General features: G+C 35.1%; 18 protein-coding genes. 15 read left to right on the forward strand and 3 right to left on the reverse strand.

Annotated elements, in window-relative coordinates; all coding sequences use genetic code 11:
* Window positions 1–30: 30 nt before the first annotated feature.
* Complete coding sequence (locus tag DYE31_RS03835; protein ID WP_015900943.1) at window positions 31–1248, forward strand: PAS domain-containing protein; 1218 nt, start codon at window positions 31–33, stop codon at window positions 1246–1248.
* Between the two features lie 55 nt (window positions 1249–1303).
* On the opposite strand, the gene DYE31_RS03840 is transcribed toward DYE31_RS03835, so the two are convergent.
* Complete coding sequence (locus tag DYE31_RS03840; RefSeq protein ID WP_015900942.1) at window positions 1304–1783, reverse strand: PTS sugar transporter subunit IIA; 480 nt, start codon at window positions 1781–1783, stop codon at window positions 1304–1306.
* Between the two features lie 173 nt (window positions 1784–1956).
* Complete coding sequence (locus tag DYE31_RS03845) at window positions 1957–2478, reverse strand: YfiT family bacillithiol transferase (RefSeq protein WP_015900941.1); 522 nt, start codon at window positions 2476–2478, stop codon at window positions 1957–1959.
* A 219-nt stretch (window positions 2479–2697) separates the two neighbouring features.
* Between DYE31_RS03845 and ppdK the strand changes: the two genes are divergently transcribed.
* The 10 genes from ppdK (at window position 2698) to DYE31_RS03895 (ending at window position 13688) form a co-directional block, all read left to right on the forward strand.
* The gene (gene ppdK, locus DYE31_RS03850; RefSeq protein ID WP_115314363.1) at window positions 2698–5340 is read left to right on the forward strand and encodes a pyruvate, phosphate dikinase; all 2643 of its coding nucleotides are present in this window, start codon (window positions 2698–2700) and stop codon (window positions 5338–5340) included.
* A complete protein-coding gene (locus DYE31_RS03855) occupies window positions 5327–6145 on the forward strand; it encodes a pyruvate, water dikinase regulatory protein (RefSeq protein ID WP_041613008.1) in 819 nt (272 codons plus the stop codon). The genes ppdK and DYE31_RS03855 overlap by 14 nt, the downstream gene beginning before the upstream one ends.
* Before the next feature lie 187 nt (window positions 6146–6332).
* Window positions 6333–7340 carry an NADP-dependent oxidoreductase gene (locus DYE31_RS03860; RefSeq protein WP_015900938.1) on the forward strand — a complete coding sequence of 336 codons (1008 nt, stop codon included), beginning with the start codon at window positions 6333–6335 and terminating at the stop codon, window positions 7338–7340.
* A 133-nt stretch (window positions 7341–7473) separates the two neighbouring features.
* Window positions 7474–8349 (forward strand): alpha/beta hydrolase, encoded by an 876-nt coding sequence (locus DYE31_RS03865; RefSeq protein ID WP_015900937.1) that lies wholly within the window; start codon window positions 7474–7476, stop codon window positions 8347–8349.
* A gap of 72 nt (window positions 8350–8421) precedes the next feature.
* Entirely contained in the window at window positions 8422–9438 is a 1017-nt protein-coding gene (locus DYE31_RS03870) for an NADP-dependent oxidoreductase (RefSeq protein WP_015900936.1), read from the forward strand.
* 12 nt (window positions 9439–9450) lie between these two features.
* A complete protein-coding gene (locus DYE31_RS03875) occupies window positions 9451–10464 on the forward strand; it encodes a zinc-binding alcohol dehydrogenase family protein (RefSeq protein ID WP_015900935.1) in 1014 nt (337 codons plus the stop codon).
* 165 nt (window positions 10465–10629) lie between these two features.
* Window positions 10630–12174, forward strand: a complete 1545-nt coding sequence (locus DYE31_RS03880; RefSeq protein ID WP_015900934.1) for a BCCT family transporter — start codon at window positions 10630–10632, stop codon at window positions 12172–12174.
* Window positions 12175–12330: 156 nt separating this feature from the next.
* Window positions 12331–12879, forward strand: coding sequence for an alkaline shock response membrane anchor protein AmaP (gene amaP, locus DYE31_RS03885; RefSeq protein ID WP_041613007.1), 549 nt, complete (start codon window positions 12331–12333; stop codon window positions 12877–12879).
* Between the two features lie 11 nt (window positions 12880–12890).
* Complete coding sequence (locus DYE31_RS03890) at window positions 12891–13127, forward strand: DUF2273 domain-containing protein (protein ID WP_015900932.1); 237 nt, start codon at window positions 12891–12893, stop codon at window positions 13125–13127.
* Window positions 13128–13190: 63 nt separating this feature from the next.
* Window positions 13191–13688 (forward strand): Asp23/Gls24 family envelope stress response protein, encoded by a 498-nt coding sequence (locus DYE31_RS03895; protein ID WP_015900931.1) that lies wholly within the window; start codon window positions 13191–13193, stop codon window positions 13686–13688.
* A 136-nt stretch (window positions 13689–13824) separates the two neighbouring features.
* Here the strand turns inward: DYE31_RS03895 and DYE31_RS03900 are convergent, their stop codons facing one another.
* A complete protein-coding gene (locus DYE31_RS03900; protein WP_015900930.1) occupies window positions 13825–15795 on the reverse strand; it encodes an IucA/IucC family protein in 1971 nt (656 codons plus the stop codon).
* Window positions 15796–15901: 106 nt separating this feature from the next.
* Between DYE31_RS03900 and DYE31_RS03905 the strand changes: the two genes are divergently transcribed.
* The 4 genes from DYE31_RS03905 (at window position 15902) to DYE31_RS03920 (ending at window position 21183) form a co-directional block, all read left to right on the forward strand.
* The gene (locus tag DYE31_RS03905; RefSeq protein ID WP_015900929.1) at window positions 15902–17077 is read left to right on the forward strand and encodes an MFS transporter; all 1176 of its coding nucleotides are present in this window, start codon (window positions 15902–15904) and stop codon (window positions 17075–17077) included.
* Window positions 17074–18831, forward strand: coding sequence for an IucA/IucC family protein (locus tag DYE31_RS03910; RefSeq protein WP_015900928.1), 1758 nt, complete (start codon window positions 17074–17076; stop codon window positions 18829–18831). The genes DYE31_RS03905 and DYE31_RS03910 overlap by 4 nt, the downstream gene beginning before the upstream one ends.
* Before the next feature lie 5 nt (window positions 18832–18836).
* Window positions 18837–19904: an alanine racemase gene (locus DYE31_RS03915; protein ID WP_041613127.1), complete on the forward strand. Its 1068-nt coding sequence runs from the start codon at window positions 18837–18839 to the stop codon at window positions 19902–19904.
* Between the two features lie 277 nt (window positions 19905–20181).
* On the forward strand, window positions 20182–21183 hold the full coding sequence (locus DYE31_RS03920; protein WP_015900926.1) for an ABC transporter substrate-binding protein: 1002 nt from the start codon (window positions 20182–20184) through the stop codon (window positions 21181–21183).
* Window positions 21184–21185 lie beyond the last annotated feature (2 nt).

The raw sequence follows: 21185 nt of genomic DNA on the forward strand, positions 1-21185 counted from the left end.
AAAGGGTTAACCAGATTGCGGGTGTTATGAATGTTTAATATAGGTTCGATTTCAAATGAAATTAAAGAAGAGACAAAAGGTTTAATTGATCAAAATAATCATCAAGAAGATATTCAAGATAGTTTAAAACAATTTACGCATAATGTTTCGAGCGAGGAAATATTAGAGGCTTTACGCCAATTATATTATATTGAAAAATTTGCATCGATTGATGACATAGGAAACTTTATTATTATCCTTAATAAAACTACAGAAAAACAATTGACTAAGGTCACAATTACTGATGATGTCACACATCCTATTAATATTTTTACAAAAGAGATTGAATATCTAGAGTCCTTAGTTGCTGATATAGGACAATTATTAAAAGAAGTAGAGATGGAAAATACAGATGCGATTAAATCGTTGAAGGATAGGGTCGCAACATTAAGTGGTTTGGTTGCACATTTTAATCGTAAGGAAAAGATTTTATTTCCAGTGTTAGAACGTAGAGGTATTTATATTCTTCCGCGAAAGATGTGGGCAGATGACGATATTATTCGCAATTATTTGAAACGACTGCAAAAACGTATTGAGAAAATTGGAGAAATAGAGTGGCGACATGTAGAAACAGCTTTTATAGAGTTTGAAGCGGTTTTTATTGAAATGTTGAAGCAAGAGCGTCTGTTGTTAGTGCCATTAATGCAAGAACAAATCAGCCCAGTAGAATGGGCACAAATCGCAGTTGAAAGTAGTGCATTCGATTATGCAATTGAAGTGCCAGAGATATGGCATGATCCGGAAATTGAACCGCAAACCATCGAAGCAGACTTAGATGCTAAAAAAGGTACTAAAAACTTAAGATTCGGTGGAGGATATCTAACAACCAAAGAAGCAAATTTGATATTAGATAATTTACCTGTTGAAATCACATTTGTTGATAAAAATGGCGTATTCAAATACTTTAATGATTTAGTCGAATCATCTGAAATGATGTTTATTCGTACGCCTATTTCAATAGGGCGTAATGTTGCAAATTGCCATCCGCCAAAAAGTTTAAGTAAAGTAATGGCAATCATCAGAGACTTAAAAACGAAACAACGCGAGTCAGAATCAATGTGGTTTAAAAAAGATGGTAAGTTCATTTATGTGACCTATAAAGCATTGTTTGATGAAGATGATGAATACGTAGGTATTTTAGAATATGTACAAGATATCCAACCGTTCTTTGATTTACCGCAAAGAATGAAGCGAAATGCAGAAAAATAAATAGCGAATAAAAATCATCTTCGAACTTTAAAAGATTCGAAGATGATTTTTAAGTTTAAAATTTAAAGTTTGCTTGTAAGTAATCATAGATTGCATCAGTATCTGTTAAAGTAAAGAACTCTGCTAATGCATCTTTATCTTGAGTTTCGAAAAATGCAACAAGATCAGATAAAAGATGAACTTGGCTTGCTTTATCAGCATTTAAAATAACAAATAAGAAATCCACTGTAATATCTTTATGCGGTGAACTCATATTTTGAAAAACAAGTGAATTTGTTAATTTAACAGGGACAATTTTAGTATTGTTTACAAATTCAGGTTCTGTATGTGGAATTGCAACATTAGGATATGCTTTGCTGATGTTAGCTAAGCTGATTGCTGTTGGGTAATTTTTTTCACGTTCTAGTACGTGTTCTAAAAAGTTTTCCTTTACAACTCCTGATTTGATTAATGCTTCTGATACTTCTGCAAAAACTTCTTCTTTACTAGTGGCATTCGATACGAATACGCTCTCTTTAGAAAATAAATGGCTCATAGGATGCTCCTTCTTCGATGTATATTAGTTATCATTTTTCTTTTCAATTAAAGTATAGAATTTTGAATAGATGTACGTCAACTTATTAATTGAAAGAACGCATAATTAAATTTTGAAATGACAGTATTTTGTCATAATTAAAACGCTGTCACTATAGCAACAGCGTCCAACTTTTATGCTTCAACTTCGTTCAAGGCAATACGGATATGTTCTAAATGATGATCTCCATGCCAAGCCATTTTAGAAATAAGATCAGCTAACTTTTGAACGCCCCCGTCAGCATGGTACATTGTCCGATTATATGCTTCTACCGGTAATGAAGACAATAAAGTGGCCCAGCGTTTATGAATGCCATTGATAAGATCCAAAGAATATTCTAAAGGAACTTCGTTATCAGGCAATTTAACCCATTCGTTTTCTTCGAATGAACATACATTGGGCTGATTCTCAGTCAAAATTAATTTTGTACGAATAAATCCATGCATATGTGCATCAGCAATATGATGTACTAAGGTTTGAACATCCCAACTTCCTTCTCTGTATGTTGCATGACGTGCAGTCTGTGAAAGATTGCTCGTTAATGTAGTTAATTCTTCAGGTAATTTTTCGATCGCATGAATCCACCCCTCAATATCAGCACGATTGAAAGTTTCTGGCTGTACATATTTTCCTATTGGAAACTGATTCTTCAACATATTATCCCCTCTATTCATTTAGTTAAAATTAGTATATCACTTTTAGTTTGTATAACGAATAATACTCTCAAAAAGAGCAAAATATTACGATTTAATGAAAACCTTTTCGAAAAATATTTTGAATTAGTATGTTTTTTATTGTCAAAACGTTTTCAGTATGACATACTTTAAAATAATTAGTATGACACATTAAAAAGAAATATATGAGGTGATCTACAAATGACAAAATACATTTATGCATTTTCAGAAGGTAGTCAAGCTATGAAAGATCTTCTAGGAGGAAAGGGAGCCAACCTTGCAGAAATGAAACGACTTGGTTTACCTGTTCCAGATGGTTTTACAATTACAACAGAAGCTTGTATTGAATACCTGAAACATGGTTCAACACTGTCAAATGAATTAAAAGAAGAATTACATAATCAATTGGCAGCATTCTCAGAACGAACTGGCAAAGCATTTTCATCAAATGAAAATTTATTACTCGTATCTGTCCGCAGTGGAGCAAAAATTTCTATGCCTGGTATGATGGATACAATTTTAAACTTAGGTTTAAATGATGAAAACGTTGAAAAGCTAGCAGATAAAACAGGAGATGCACGTTTTGCTTATGATTGTTATAGACGTTTGCTGCAAATGTTCGGACAAGTTGTATATGGTATTCCGATGAATGCGTTTGATCAATATTTTGATAAATATAAAGAAGAACATGGATACGAAGTAGATGCAGATATTCCAGCCGAAGTTTTAAAAGAAATCAGCGACCGCTTCAAAGAAATCTATGTTGAAGAAGTCTACAAACCTTTCCCGCAAGAACCTTTAAAACAGTTAACAGAAGCAGTTGAAGCGGTATTCAAATCATGGGACAACGACCGCGCACGTGTATATCGTGACTTAAACGACATACCGCACGACATTGGTACTGCAGTCAATGTTCAAGAAATGGTCTTCGGCAACAGCGGTGACCGAAGCGGCACAGGCGTAGCATTCACACGTAATCCGGTTACAGGAGAAAACAAATTATTTGGTGAATATCTATTGAACGCACAAGGAGAAGACGTCGTAGCAGGTATTCGTACGCCAAAAGAAATCGCAACATTAGATTCACAAATGCCAGATGTCTACCAAGAATTTGTCGATGTGACTGAAAAATTAGAAACACACTATAAAGACATGCAAGACATCGAATTTACAATTGAAAATGCGAATCTTTACATCTTACAAACACGTAACGGTAAACGTACAGCAAAAGCTGCCATGAAAATTGCAGTGGATCTCGTAGATGAAGGTGTCATTACAAAAGACGAAGCGCTGACAAAGGTTGATGTGAAATCTATCGATACATTATTGCACCCGGCATTTGAAGAAAAAGCATTAGAAGCCGCAGAAGCAATTTCTGAAGCAGGCTTGCCAGCAAGTCCAGGTGCATCAACAGGAAAAGTTGTCTTTTCAGCTGAAGACGCTAAAACACAAGCTGAACAAGGGGAAAAAGTCATCTTAATGCGACCAGAAACATCACCAGAAGACATTGAAGGTATGGTAGCAAGTGAAGCGATTGTAACAACACATGGCGGTATGACATCACATGCAGCAGTTGTAGCACGCGGAATGGGCAAATGCTGTGTGACAGGGTGCTCAAATTTAAATATTGATACAGAAAACAAAGTTGTAAACTATCACGGTAAAGAAATTCATGAAGGCGATGTGATTTCAGTAGATGGTTCGACTGGAAATATCTACCTTGGTGAAATTGAAACGACAAGCGCTGAACATAGTGAAGAATTCGACCGCTTCATGCAATGGGCAGAAGAAGCTGCACGATTAGGTGTACGTATGAATGCTGAAACGCCAGCCGACATTCAAGCAGGCTATCAATTCGATGCATCAGGCATCGGCCTTGTTCGTACAGAGCACATGTTCTTCGGTGCTGAACGTTTGGTACAAATGCGTCGTTTCATCTTAGCATCTTCAAAAGAAGAACGTGTGGATGCATTAAATGAAATCCGCAAATACCAAACAGAAGACTTTGAAGAAATCTTCAGATTATCAAATGGCCGTCCAACAATTGTGCGTTTGCTTGATCCGCCATTGCATGAATTCCTTCCGAAATCAGAAGAAGAAATTCAAATCGTATCTAATCAATTAGATGTGCAGCCGGATGTATTGAAAAAACGCTTAAATGACTTGCATGAAGTAAACCCAATGCTTGGACACCGCGGTTGCCGTTTAGCAGTCACATATCCTGAACTTGCTGAAATGCAAGCTGAAGCGATTATCGGCAGTGTTATGCGTTTGCAAGCAGAAGGTATTGAAAGTAAACCGGAAATCATGATACCGCTCGTTTCAACTGTAGAAGAATTTAAAACATTAAAAGACACAATTCAGACAACAATTTCTGAATTAGAAGAAAGAGAAAACAAGACAGTCAACTATCTTATTGGTACAATGATAGAAACACCAAGAGCGTGCTTAATCGCAGGTCAATTAGCACAAGAATCTGAGTTCTTCAGCTTCGGTACAAACGATTTAACGCAATTGACTTATGGTTTCTCACGTGATGATGCGGGTAAATTCATTAGTGAATATATTAATAGAGACTTGTTAACAATTGATCCATTCCAAACATTGGATGTTGATGGCGTAGGACAATTGATTAAGACAGCAGTTGAACAAGCAAAAGCCAGCAACCCTCAAATTAAAATTGGAGTTTGCGGTGAACTTGGCGGCGATCCAAAATCAATTCACTTCTTTAATGATTTAGCAATTGATTATGTATCTTGCTCACCTTTCCGAGTGCCAGGCGCGATTTTAGCTGCTGCACAAAGTCAGGTAGAAAGCGAGAGATTGGTCGGTGCAAACAAATAACGAAAATTTAACTCTGTATATCGTATCAGATTCTATCGGAGAAACTGCAATGCGGATGGCACATGCTACGTTGACGCAGTTTCCTGATTTAGAAGAACAAGCAGAAATTAAAAAATTTCCATTTATTAAAAGCGAAGAAGAATTTTTAACAATTCTTAATTTAGCAAAACAACGTAATGCGGTCGTCGTAACGACATTAGTCAGTCCGAAATTCAACCAAATTGGACAAACTTTTGCGCAAGAAGAAAACATACCTTATGTGGATTATATGTCTGGTTTATTGAGTATTATCGAAGAACGTACACATCAATCACCATTACGTGAAAGTGGTGCGCTCAGAAAATTAGATCAGCATTATTTCCAACGCATTGAAGCCATGGAGTTTTCAGTGAAATATGATGACGGTAAAGTATATGATGGTATGGAAGATGCTGATGCAGTGATTGTAGGGGTATCACGTACTTCTAAAACACCACTCAGCATGTATCTTGCCAATAAAGGATATAAAATAGCGAACATCCCATTAGTACCTGAAGCACCTATTCCTGAGGATGTATTCAATAAAAAGATGCTGGTATTCGGGTTAACTGCAAGTCCGAACTACATTATGAATATTCGTACAGAACGTATTCGTGTATTAGGCATGAAAGGTTCAGCAAACTATAACAGCTTGCAGCGTATTAAAGAAGAACTCAGCTATGCTGAAGAAGTCTTTTCGAAATTTAATGCGACGGTTATCAATACAGAATATAAATCCATCGAAGAATCTGCATTCTATATTGAAAAATATTTAAATAAAAAATAAGCAGAAAGTTTATCACTTTACTTTATCGATTTCGATATCGTTAAGATTTACACATATATAAAATTAACTTCTCACATAAAAATATATACATCAGACTGTGTTTGAGCGCTCACACTCAAGCACAGTCTTTTAATTTGTCTCATCTCAGGGAATAGATAAGTATTAAAAATAAGAAGGAGATGTTGATATGGTTGAAAATCAACAAATTGTTTTAGCGCAATTTCCAGAAGGAATGCCGACTAAAGATGATTTTCGATATGAAGATATTAAAATACAACAACCTGCAGATGATGAAGTTGTGGTCCGAACGATTTATATCTCTATGGATCCTTATTTAAGAAATGGTATGCGCAAAAATGATCCGTATATTACTTCTTTTAAATTAGATGAACCTATTGTAGGACGAATGATCAGTAAAGTGACAGAATCCAGACATCCTGATTTTAAAAAGGGCGACTTTGTATTAGGTGCGATGCCATGGTGTTTATATAATACAGTTGATGGTGAAGAATTACAGAAAATAGAAGACCCCGCGGGACCTTTATATCTTTATTTGAGTACATTAGGGTCACCAGGCCAAACAGCTTATCATGGTTTGTTATGTATTGGTAAGCCGAAAGAAGGGGAAACAGTAGTGATTTCTGCAGCTTCAGGAGCTGTAGGTTCTATTGCTGGACAAATTGCGAAGATTAAAGGTGCCAAAGTAGTTGGTATTGTAGGCGGAGAAGAAAAGAACCGTTATTTAATCGATGAACTAGGATTTGATGAAGCTGTGGATTATAAGCGTGAGGATTATGCAGAAAAATTAGCTGAAGCAGTACCCGACGGAGTAGATGTCTATTATGAAAATGTCGGAGGAACTGTAGCAAATGAGGTATTTAAACACTTAAATACATTTGCGCGAATTCCAGTATGCGGTGCGATTTCGACGTATAATGCTGACGAACCTGAATATGAACCAGCGATTCAACCTATCTTGATTAAACATCAAGCCTTGATGCAAGGATTCATTGTGCGACAGTTTAAAGATGATTTCCTACGTGCAGCTAAAGTGTTGGCACAATGGGTTAAAGAAGGGAAAATTAAATCCAAGACATCTATTGCTGAAGGTTTTGATCAAGTTCCAGAAGCATTTGAAAACTTATTTACAGGCCAAAACTTCGGCAAACAGGTTGTAAAAGTTGCTGATGAATAATGAGTAAGAAGAAGCGGATGGGTATTGACTCATTCGTTTTTTCTATACATACAAATTGCGCAGTCTTCTTGAAACCTCTATACTTAATTCAAATATCTCTAATTTGAAAAGAAAAGACAAAGGGGAATGAAGGATGGATAAACAAGATCAACCCAGTAAAAAAACGACACTTATCCTGATGATTGCAGCAATTGTTCTCGGGGTTTTAGGTATTGCTAAATATATGATAGATGCGAATCACCAAAGTAATCATGACACGACTAATCAATCTATTGGGACACCGACTTTACTTATGCATGGTTATGGAGGAAGTGTAAAGTCAGAACAGTACTTTGCGCACCGATTTGAAAAAGAAGGTATAACAAAAAAGCCGATTATTGCTGATGTTACATCGAATGGTCATGTCACTTTAAAAGGAAAGATACCTAAAAACGAAAAGCATCCTGTGGTGTTAATTAATTTAAGAGACAATGAAAATGGAGATTATAAGCAAAATGCATTATGGATTAAGAATGTTTTAAATGCATTGCAGCAGAAGTATCAATTTGATCAATTCAATATGGTGACACATTCTATGAGCAATTTGTCGTTTTCATATTATATGCTGCAATACAGCAACAATCCGGACTTGCCGACACTGCATAAAGAAGTGAATATTGCAGGTACTTTCAATGGTATTATCGGAATTAACGATGAACCAGGGAAAGTTGAGTTGAATGAAGATGGCAAACCGAACAGAATGACTGATGAGTATGTTGATTTGTTAAATCTGAGAAAAAATAAAACATATCCTAAAGTAGAAGTATTAAATATCTATGGCAATGTGGAAGATGGTACGAATAGTGATGAGCGCGTAACGAATGCATCTTCAAAATCGTTAAGATATCTGTTAGAAGGCAATACTAAGAGTTATAAAGAAGTGATGATTAAAGGAAAAGGTGGTCAACATAGCCAATTGCATGAAAATCCTAAAGTTGCGCAACAATTGATTGATTTCTTGTGGAAGTAAAAGAATAAGATTAGTTCTTTTATAAAACGGCAATATAAATAGTATGTTAAATATGAACAAGGAGATGTAATAATGGTACAAAATCAACAAATCGTACTCGCAAAATATCCTGATGGTATGCCGAAAGATGATGATTTTCGTTATGAAGAGGTTGAGGTACAAGAGCCAAAAGAGGGTGAAGTGCTTGTAGAAATGGCATATATTTCTGTGGATCCTTATATGAGAAATCGTATGAAACCTTCCACAAATTCTTATATTGACGGATTCCAACTTGATGAACCGATTGTAGGTTTGAGTGTTGGACAGGTCAAAAAATCTAATGCCAATGATTTTAACGAAGGTGATATTGTAACAGGGATGATGCCTTGGGCGACGTTGCCGACAGTTGATGTGAAAAATATTCGAAAAGTACCTGAATTAGATGTACCAGCGTATTTATTTTTAGGTGTCTTAGGTATGACAGGCCAAACAGCATATAACGGTTTGCTTGAAATCGGTAAACCTAAAGAAGGTGAAACGGTTGTTGTGTCAGCAGCTTCTGGTGCTGTGGGGGCAGTTGTAGGACAAATTGCGAAAATTAAAGGTGCCAAAGTGGTCGGTATTGCTGGCGGTGAAGAAAAGAATCGTTATTTAGTTGAAGAGTTAGGATTTGATCATGCGGTTGATTATAAACGTGATGATTATGCTGAAAAATTAGCTGAAGCAGTTCCAGATGGTGTAGATGTTTATTTCGAAAATGTTGGAGGAACTGTAGCAAATGAGGTATTTAAACACTTAAATACGTTTGCACGTATTCCAGTATGTGGAACGATTTCCAAATATAATGATAAAGAAGTATCTTATGAACCAGCAATTCAACCGATTTTAATCAAAAATCAAGCTTTAATGCAAGGCTTCTTGGTTTTCCAATTCGAGAAAAACTTTGATAACGCCGGAAGACAACTTGCACAGTGGGTTCAAGAAGGTAAAATTAAAACAAAAACATCTGTAGCAGATGGATTTGATCAAGTTCCCCATGCATTCAGAAATTTATTCACAGGTGAAAACTTCGGTAAGCAAGTTATTAAAGTTTCAAATATTCTAGATTAATGAGGTGGTAGTGTGAAAGCAATCGGTGCAGATAAACCATTTGCCTTGTCAGAAGGAAATTTATTTTACGAATTTGAAAAAGACCAGCCTATTCCCAAAAATAACGAATTATTGATTAAAGTGAATGCGATTAGTGTGAACCCAGTGGATACTAAAATTCGTCAGACGCCTATTCAAAATCCGCCGCGTATTTTAGGCTTTGATGCAGTTGGTGAAGTAGTAGCGGCAGGACCTGACACGGAATTATTCACAGTAGGCGATGAGGTGTTTTATTCAGGTTCACCTAATTATGATGGTTCAAATGAGCAGTATCAAATTATGGATGAACGTTATGTAGCACGTAAACCGGATAATTTAACGAATAATGAAGCGGTAAGTTTACCATTAACAGGTTTAACGGCTTATGAAACATTATTTGATGTGTTCGGTATTTCATCTAATCCTGATAATAATAGAGATAAAACATTATTGATTATTAATGGTGCTGGCGGTGTCGGCAGTATTGCGACACAAGTTGCTAAAGAATACGGCTTGCGTGTCATTACTACTGCAGGACGTAACGAGTCAAAAGAATGGTCAGAGATTATGGGTGCTGATTTGGTTCTGGATTATAAAGAGGATATGAAAGCACAATTAAAACAACATAATATTGATAAAATTGATTATATCTTCTGTACTTTCAATACGGATTTATATTACGAAAAAATGATAGACTTGGTTAAACCAAGAGGTCATATTGCGACAATTGTGGCTTTTGAGGAAAAACAAGATTTGAATCTCTTGAAAGATAAAAGTATTACATTCACTCATGAATTTATGTACACACGTGCATTATATGATGATGATGTGATTAAATATCATCGTTACTTGAATGATATTTCTAATAAAGCAGTAGGTGGAGCGTACCGCCCAACAGTCACAAAAGTAATTGATGGTCTGACAGCAGATACGTTATATGAGGCTCATGAAAAATTAGAAAGTCACAGTATGATTGGAAAATTAGTTATTAATATGGAAGAGGATTAATCGGTTAGGCACAACTCTTTATCGGAGGGTTGTGCTTTTTATTATGTATTTAAATAAATATTCTACACTATGGTAGGAAGTGTTGAATCTGCATTATACAGGGTTCGATGACTTAAAAGAGGGTAATTATAAGACATCAACTTAATAGGGGGAAGTTTTTTCGTTATGAAACAGAAAAAAATGACGAAAGTGTTTTGGTTTGCCCTAGCGATATGTACAATTTTTGTCGCTTTTGGTGCGATTTTCCCAAAACAGCTTGAAACAGGTACGCAACAAATTACAACTTTTATTGCGAAAAATTTTACTTGGTATTATTTATTATTAGTACTCGTAATTTTAATTGTATGTGTGTATCTATTATTTTCTAGATATTCTAGTATTACATTAGGAGAAGAGGGAGAAGATCCTGAGTTTTCTTTAAAGTCATGGTTTGCGATGTTGTTTAGTGCAGGTATGGGAATAGGGTTAGTCTTTTGGACAACTGCAGAACCTATCAGCCATGCATTTACTAAAACGCCAATACATAAAGCAGGTACACAAGCTGCAATTGATGATGCTATGCAGTTTGCATTTTTCCACTGGGGTGTTCATGCTTGGGCTGTCTATGGCATTGTAGCTTTAGTTTTTGCGTATTTTAGTTTCCATAGAGGTTATCCTGGTTTAGTTAGCGCGACGTTAGTACCATTGCTTGGAGAAAAAAGAATGCGCGGACCGCTTGGCGGTACGATTGACGTTCTTGCAATTATTGCGACGGTCACTGGTGTCGCAGCGACTTTAGGTTTCGGTGCCTTGCAAATTAATGAAGGGTTGCATTTCTTATTTAAAGTGCCTTCTAATTTCGGTGTTCAAGTCGTTATTGTAATTATTTCTACAGTTTTATTTACATGGAGTGCTTGGTCTGGTATTGATAAAGGAATTAAAACATTAAGCAATATCAATATGATTTTAGCTTTCGTTGTTTTAATTGTATTGTTTGCTGTGGGGCCTACACTTTATATTCTAGATACGTTTACAAATTCATTAGGGAATTACATTGCGAATTTCTTTAAAATGAGTTTGCGTATTCCGCAAAATGGTGGAGAAAAATTCCAATGGATGCAGAATTGGACAATTTTCTACTGGGCTTGGTGGATTTCATGGGCGCCATTCGTTGGAATTTTCATTGCTCGTGTGTCAAGAGGACGTACGATTAAAGAATTTATTTTAGGCGTATTATTTGTACCAGCCTTAGTATGTTTCTTCTTCTTTGCGGTATTTGGTGCATCTGCTATTTACTTGCAGAATAACCACATTGCTAATATCGCTAAAGAAGCAACTGAAACAGCAACCTTTGCGACACTGGAACATTATCCGCTTGGTTTTATTTTAAGTTTAGTTACTTTAGTCGTGATTATGATTTTCTTTGTAACATCAGCTGACTCAGCAACCTATGTGTTAGGTATGTTGAGTTCAAACGGCAGTATTAATCCAGCTTCTGTTGTAAAAGTATCTTGGGGTGTTATTTTAGCACTGTTTGCATTGATCATGATTTATACTGGCGGTACACAAGCGATACAAAATCTGTTGATCATCGCAGCGCTGCCGTTCTCGGTTGTCATTATTTTAATGATGTGGTCATTATTTAAGGCGCTTGCGGTAGAAAAGCCAAGATATCATACGCCGAGACATACGTATCGTGAAATTCTGTATAAGAAAAATCCAGAAGAATAGTAATATATTGGAAGCATAAGTTCAAAGTGGACTTATGCTTTTTCATTTGTACATAAAAATTAAATAAATTTAACTTAATGTGTTTTTTGAAGTATTTGTGAGGGTAGTTTTAAAATATAAGAAAATTATGTAATTGGAATGAGGAGGTGCTGCACTGTGAGAAGATTGAAGAATTTCATCTTAGGCTTGCTCATTGTCGTAGTAGTAGCCATGTTGGTCTTTATGATTGTTAAAGTGCCTCAAGTACCGCAGATTGAAACTTATCGACATCAACTACTAACATTTGCTTGGTTCTTGCCGGTGCTCTTTGCGTTATCTGGGCTACTCATACTACTCGGTTTGATTTTAGTATTTAGTTTATTTGCGCCGACCCATCGCAAACCAGGTCTTTATAAAATTTATAAAGATGGACATATCTATATTTCTCGAAAATCAATAGACAAAGTTGTGTATGATACATTAGCGCAATATGAACAGTTGATGCAGCCGAATGTGGTGACAAAGTGCTACAGTAAAAAGAAAAAATCCTACATAGATATTAAAGCGGATTTCTTCTTGCCTGACGATACGCATGCCAAAACATTGACAGAAAGTGTTCGAAAAGATATTAAACAGAAAGTTGAATACTTTTCTGAAGTACCGATTCGCAAACTAGAGGTCAATGTGAAAGATCAAAAAAGCCCATCAAGTCCAAGAGTACTATAAGGAGGGATATCATGGCGAATAACAATCAAAAGCCAAATGATTCAACACAGCATGTTATTAACTTTATAAAAAGTTATGCTGGACGAATTATTGGATTTCTAGTGTTTCTGATTATTGCAATTTTATTTTTAACACTCGGTTTTTGGAAGACGGTACTCATCGTGGTGCTATGTTTAATCGGCATAGGTATCGGGTACATTAAAGACCGTAGACAAGAATTCTTAAACTTCTTGAACCGGTGGAGTTAAGCTCTTTTATAAAATGCAAGCAAGCAGCGAGGAAAATTTTTAAAGAAAAGAGGAATAAAAATTATGGCTGTAGATAATACAAAAGCAAAACAAGCTTATGATCAAGAAACTGGTGTAGATGCGATTGAACAAGAAAAAAATCAAGAAAATTCAAAACCTAAATTCCATAACAAATTAACTTTCTCAGATGAAGTTATTGAAAAAATTGCTGGGATTGCAGCACGTGAAGTACAAGGTATTTTATCTTTAAAAGGTAACCTTGTAGATAGTTTAAGTAATCAATTTTCAAATACTGAAAATGTGACACAAGGTGTGTCAGTAGAAGTAGGAGAAAAACAAACTGCTGTAGATTTAAAAGTAGTTTTAGAATATGGTGAGTCAGCTCCGAAAATTTTCCAAAAAGTAACTGACTTAATTAAAGAACAAGTCAAACATATGACTGGTTTACAAGTTGTTGAAGTGAATATGCGTGTTGATGATGTATTAACTCGCAAAGAATTTGAATTAAAACAAAAAAATAATCAACAACAGCAACAAAACCAAAATAAAGGATTAGAATAATCCATAATATTTTATTAAGTGATGAGCATAGTACATGTTCATCACTTTTTTTGGACATAGAAATACCCTATAAAGCCTTTATCTTTTAGTAATTGCTTTATAGGGTTATTTTTATTTGAAGACTTCTTTTACGTTATTATTTTTTGTTGTGCAGTGGATTGTCGACTTTCACATAAGTATATTCATGTGCTTCGTCTTCTAAACGCATAGTTGTGACACATTTATAATCAATTTTTTCATCAAAGAAAATGGATTCGATTTCATTTAAACGTGCTTCATCAATTTCGTGAGTTTCACGCATTTCTTTAAATTTGTCTTGAATGAGAATGCGTACTTCTGACCATAGTGCATTTTCAAATTGAATGCTGTTATCGGTATGTTGGGCAATTGTTAGGATTAATTCACCTAAATGATTTTGTACAGTAGAATAGAATGCTTTATTAAATACAGATGTCGGTTTGTTTGTTAGAATTCGTGATTTTTCATGGAAGTTCTTTGTAGAATAACCGCTTCGATTCAACTGTGCTTCATCGATACGCAACCCTTCAAAATCTCTAATGAACATACGATTAAGCGTACCATCTTGATTGAATGAAGCAATAGCATTTTGCAAGTGTGCTTCTAAAGCAATACCGTATTTAACGAGCAGCGGGATGACCATATCTAATAAAGATTTCGCGTAATCAGAAAGCCATGCACGTGCAGCTTGTTCAAAACTATCAAATTGACCTGCAAACTGTGCACGATGAATTAACGAATTTACAACTGCTTCTCCTTGATTAGGATTATACGCAATCAAGCTGGAAGGGATGAGATTGATTGTATCATCAGCGGCTAAAGTGTAAATGTTGGTACGTAAAAGTGTACCAAGTTGTTCGCTGCGTTCTGTTTGGTATTTTCCTTTATCAGAATTGTTATAAAAGTGAATACCTGCAACTTCTGGTATTGCATCGGTTTTAATGTTTTGGAATAAAACATCACGTTGCATAATATCTTGCAGTATTTTTGTCACGAGTGGTCCGTTAAATGTCGTTTGTTCAGACAATGTACGGATTTCACCTGTAATATGCACATTCGTCGATAATTTGACATGCGGTGTCAGTATCGGCAATTTAGGCATCAATGTTCTAAATGAAAGACCTGCATAATATTCTGTGTCATAGTGAATGTCTTTTATTAAACCACGTGCGATTTCATCTTGATAATCACGATGCAGAATTTCATCATATTGCCATGGATGTAAAATCATCACTTGATAATCTGCTTTTGTGTCTTTGGATAATGCTTGATTGAATGCTTGCTCTAAAGCAGGGAACGCATCAAATATCACTGAATTGTATGTATGTCCGAGTGCTTGTGTGCGTGTGAGTGAATTGTGTATAGCGATAAATTTTAAACTTTGCGGTTGATGGAACTCAGATGAATACAATAAATTCATTTCTGGTGTTAAGCCTTTACGTAATTTTGCGCCAGGGTGAAGGGGATGTCCTTCTACGACAGCTTGTTCAGAACGTAAATAACTATCAATATGATTAGCAATAATTTCCAGCATAGCACGATTTTCATCTTTTAGAGTTAAATGCTGGTAACTCAAAGCCATTGCCATATTTGCAGCACTATTCAGCATATCATCGCTGAACTGGTCGCTTGCAGCGCCTTTATATTCAGGAGCATCTGTTAAAATAACGTCGAGTACTTGTTCAGGATGCACAATACGTTCAAGATTTCCATCATCATTAAGATCAGAAAAATAAAATGGACCTTCCATATCAATACGATCAAATGCATGAAAACCGCTGATCGGTGCATATAGAATTTTGCTGGATTTTGGCCAAGTCATTTTCATTATTTTACCTGTGGGTGAAGTGAGCTCAAAAGGCAATGCATCGCTAGAAAGAATCTCACTATTTTTACCTTGATTGATCATATCTTCTCTGTAAATTGAGACGATTAAACGTTTTGAAACTAAGTCTCTTGCTTGTAATAAGACAGATTGATAAGCTTCAGCCCATTTTGGATGATGCGCAGATAAATAATCATGTGCATATTGTTCTTCTTTTGTAAGGGATAAAGAATTCATATTTTGTGATTCTAAATTATTGTTCATAGTACACCTCTTCAATAAATATTTTACAAAACTACCAAAGATTTGTATAATCCATCATATCGGTAATGATAATCATTATCAATTAAAAAGACAGGTGGAATTAAAAATGGCAAAGTATTTTTTTCCGAGTTCATTCCTTCTGTTTTTGGGGAACTGGATTGGTCAAATTGCATTAAATTGGTATGTATATGAGTTATATCATAATGCATTTTACTTAGGACTTGTGAATTTTGTAAGACTCATTCCAATACTTTTTTTAAGTATTTGGGCGGGTTCTATTGCAGATAAATATGACAGAGGTGTGTTAATTCGTATTACCATCACTTCATCGACCGTTTTAACTGCGATTTTATGTTTTCTTAGTTTCAAAATGGGGGAATTGCCTATATATATTATATTGATTTATGCCTGTGGGAGAGGCATACTCAATGCTGTAGAGACACCGATCAGACAAGCAATTTTACCTGACTTATCTGCATCGCTGAGTACAGTTAAGGCTGTTTCATACCATTCATTTATTATAAATATTTGCCGTTCAATTGGTCCTGCAATTGCAGGTGCCATTATTGCAGCGTTGAATGTAAAATATGCATTCTTAGCACAAACGATTGCGTATTGTTTAGCAGCACTGTTATGTCTGCCGTTGCATTTTAAAGTTGCAGCACCTGATAAAGAAGAGGAAGTTAAATTCTCATTTAGTATTGTAGCGGATTATTTTAAAACCCATGTACAAGGATTTAATATTTTTATTACATCTTTAATTATCATGGCAACTGGTTTTTCTTATACCACTCTATTACCAGTTTTAACCAGTTTGAATTTTCCAGGTCAAGCTTCAGTCTTCGGAATTGCGATGACATTTAGTGCGATTGGCGGGATTACCGCAACTTTACTGCTGCCTAAAATATTGAAGTTTTTTTACTCGATTAATGTTTATTATTTAAGTTCAATATTATTTGGTTTTGCTTTAATTGCGGCAATTATGCCGAATTCGATACTGCTCTTCGGATTTATTTTTCTTATTGGGTTGTTCAGTCAATGTGCAAGAACAACGAATCGTGTTTATTTTCAAACACATATTGAAGATGACCGCAGAGGACGCATACTAAGTATAGTGATGATGGACCGCGGTATGATTCCGTTAGGTTCAGTCATTATGAGTGCTTTAACAGAGTGGATTGGGATTATTCCGACCTTTATCACAATGGGTGTCAGTACAATAATAGTTGCAGTAATATTCTTTGGTATCAAAGAAATGAAGAATAGAGGAAGTGTAGTATGATACAAACAACCATTCAACGTGCAGATATTAATATGCAGCATCGTGTTTTCAATGCGATGATCAAAGAAAATATATTTCCAGAAGGAACAAGAATTAATACATTCAATAATCAATTAGAAGTTCAATATAAAGGACGGATTTTATCTGTCGCAATATCTGGTGAGGCAGCGTTTAAACGCTTTACAATGATTGGACCGCTGACTTTTCAAATCAGAGACCAAAAAGAAAGTGTGCAGACACTTGAACAATTATTGAAAATATTGGAAGAAGATTTTGAAGTTCAAATTCCAGAACGACTAGAAAAAGAATTGATTCACAGCAGACGCGGGTTTGATTTGACTTACACACAAATGGATCAGCGTCGTAAGTTAATACATGATAGTATGAAGTTTTCTAGAATGCCGGTTAGTCTTAATTATTTTGCATGGATGCAGCATATGAGTACACTCGATGAAATGAATGATTTGCTGTATTCAGAGAGTTTAGCTTTAGAAGGGCATCCGACACATCCATTATCAAAAACGAAACTGCCTTTAACTAATGAAGAGGTGGAGCGTTATGCACCTGAATTTGAAAAAGTTATTCCATTGAAAGTAATGCTGATTAAAAAAGAAGATGCCATAGCCACTTCAGCATCACTTGATCCTGATTTTATGCTGAATGAAATGCTGAAAGATGAAAAACAGCGTTTAAAAGACTTTGTTAAAGCACTTAATTTAAAATTAGAAGATTATGATGTGGTGATTGTGCATCCATGGCAATATGAACATGTGATTATAGAGCGTTTTAAAGATTGGATTGCAGATAGACGTTTGATTCCGACACCTGTTACATTACCTTCTAAAGCGACATTATCATTTAGAACAATGGCCTTGCTTAATCGTCCATACCATATTAAATTGCCTGTTGAAGTACAAGCAACGAGTGCAATTCGTACTGTTTCTGCGGTGACGACAATTGACGGACCTAAGTTAAGTTATGAATTACAAGATATGCTGCATCTTTTCCCGCAACTTAAAATTGCAAAAGAGCCTTATGGACTGCATGCTAATGTTGAAGCGGATAAAGCCAGACAGCTTGCCTATATTGTGCGTGAAAAGCCATTTATTGATGGAGATGGCGTTACGGTTGTCACAGCAAGTTTAGTGAACCCTAACCCAATCGATGACCATACTATAGTAGATAGTTATTTAGAATGGGTGGATAATGAGATTTCTAAAAATACAATCAAACAATTTATAACGGTATATGCCCATACTTTAATTCCTCCGCTTATCGCATATATTCAAGATTACGGCATTGCGCTAGAAGCGCATATGCAAAATACCATAGTTAAACTGGGTAAAGATTACAGAATGGCATTTGCAGTCAGAGATTTAGGTGGATCGCGTATTGACTTGCCTTCATTAGAAGATAAGATACCGAATGTAGTTGTTGAAAACCAAAGCCTGATTGCAGACAAAATTGAAGATGTAATTGCGAAGTTTCAACATGCGGTCATTCAAAATCAAATGGGTGAATTAATTTATCATTTCCAACAGTACGATTGTATTGAAGAAGAGGAATTGTTTGAAATTATTCACGATATCACACTCAATGCAATTGACCCTAATAAACCGTATGCGCAAGTATTAAAAGAAGTGCTTTTTGCACCGACTATGAAAGTTAAATCATTAATGCGTATGAGAATGGAAGGCAAAGTGAAAAAATATGTCAATACAGAAGTTGCTAATCCATTATGGAAAGGAGAGTGAGTATGATGGCATACTTAGAGATAGATTTAGCTAAAATTCAGTACAATACGTTGATGTTAAAACATAAGTTAGAACAACGCGGCCTAGATATCACTCCCGTTATTAAATGCATTGCAGGAGATCGAACTATTGTAGAAGCATTGAAACAATTAGGTATTCATCATGTAGGAGATGCACGTTTTTCAAACATGGATAAATTAGATGATGAAGATTTATCTTTTATGATGATTCGTACGCCGAACCGTCGGGAACTGAAGGAAACTGTATTAAAAGTAAGTATCAGTATTCAAACTGAAATTGAAACGATTCGACGTATCAATGAAATTGCAGCTTCACTTGATAAAAAACATAAAATTTTATTGATGGTAGATTGGAAAGATAGCAGAGAAGGTATATTGACGTATGATATTCCTGAATATATTAATGAGATTATGCATATGAAATATATTTGTCTTGCTGGATTAGCATTTAATTTTATGTGTTTCCAAGATATTGCACCTACTGAAGAAGATATACTCTTGATCAATCAATTTATACAATCTGTAGAAAAGAAAACAGGTTATCCATTGAAAATGATTTCAGGCGGCAATTCAAGTGCATTGCCTCTGCTTGATTATTGTACGTTCGGACGTATTAATGATTTGAGAATTGGAGAATCACTATTCAGAGGTGTTAACACAGTAGATCAGCAACCGATTCATTACTTATTCCAAGATGCGATTACACTGAAAGCTGAAATTATTGAAATCAAACCGCGTATTGATACAGTGAAAGATGCTTCTTATTTACAAGTTATATTAGACATTGGACAAATTGATACTGCGATAAAAGATATCTTTCCGATGTATGATAATGTGAGAATTATGGGAGCAACGAGTGATCATTTAATGGTAGATTTAAAAAACTCGGATTTCCATAAGGTAGGAGATATGATTACTTTCAAATTAGGCTACCAAGCTTTAGCTCATAGTATGTATCAAGATACGATACCGCATGAATATGTAAGAGAGCCGGGTGTTCAAATGCTCGTAGATACATTTCAAACATCTAATGAAAAGATAAAAATTAAATAGTTAAGACATACTGACAAATACTGCAAGAGTGACCGGGCATTTTAAATGCTCGGTTTTTTGAAATAAAATATAAAATGGTGTTGACAATGAGAATCGTTATCAATAGTATTATAAGTAAAGATGAAAGAATGAACAGCAAATGAAATGGTATATGATTTTTGAATTCTTTCTGCGCTTACATATTTGAGACTTGGCATTTATGACATCCGAGTTGAACAAGCAATTTCATTTGCCGTATCAGAAGCATCTACCAATATAAAGGAGTGGAAACAAAGAAATGAATAAATTGAAGTTTCTTGGTATTCTTGTATTAGTATTAGCTTTGACTGTTGTAACTGCATGTGGCAACGGTAATAGTGACAAGTCTAAAGAATCTAGCAAAAAAGATTCTAAAGATACAATCACAATCAAAAATGACGGTGGAGAAACAAAGGTTAAAAAAGGTGCAAAACGTGTTGTAGCATTAGAATATTCATTCGTAGATGCTTTAGCTGCGTTAAATGTTACACCTGTCGGCGTTGCTGATGATAACAAACCAGACCGTATTATTAAACCAATCCGTGAAAAAATCGGTAAATATGAATCAGTTGGAACACGTAAACAACCGAACTTAGAAGTAATCAGCAAAGAAAAACCTGATTTAATTATTGCTGACCAACAACGTCATAAAGGTATTAAAAAAGAATTAAACAAAATTGCACCAACAATTTTCTTGCCAAGTTTTGATGGTGACTATAAACAAAATATCGATGCTTTCAAAACAATCGCTAAAGCTTTAGGTAAAGAAAAACAAGGCGAAAAACGTTTGAAAGAACATAATGAAAAAATGGATAACTACGCTAAAGACATCACTTTAGATAAAAAATTATCAGCATTACCAGCAGTTATTACAAAAACAGATATTATGGCTCACTCAGATAAATCTTATGTTGGACAAATTTTCCATCAATTAGGTTTTAAAGAAGCTTTAAATAAAGGAACTTCTAAAGATTTACCTAAATATATGAATGGTCCTTACTTGAAAATGTCAACAGAGCAATTAGCAAAAGTAAATCCGCAACAAATGTTTATCATGATTGATGAAAAAGATAAACCATTATTAGAAAAACAAGAAAATGATAAAGTTTGGAAAACTATCGATGCGGTTAAACATAATCGTGTATACACTGCAGACCGTAGTACTTGGTCTAGATCACGCGGCTTGATTTCTTCTGAAGCACTTGCGAAAGATTTAGTGAAAATTTCAAAAGAACACGAAAACAACCAAAGCAGTAAGTAATA

Origin of the sequence: Staphylococcus carnosus (assembly GCF_900458435.1) — a bacterium.
GTDB lineage: Bacteria > Bacillota > Bacilli > Staphylococcales > Staphylococcaceae > Staphylococcus > Staphylococcus carnosus.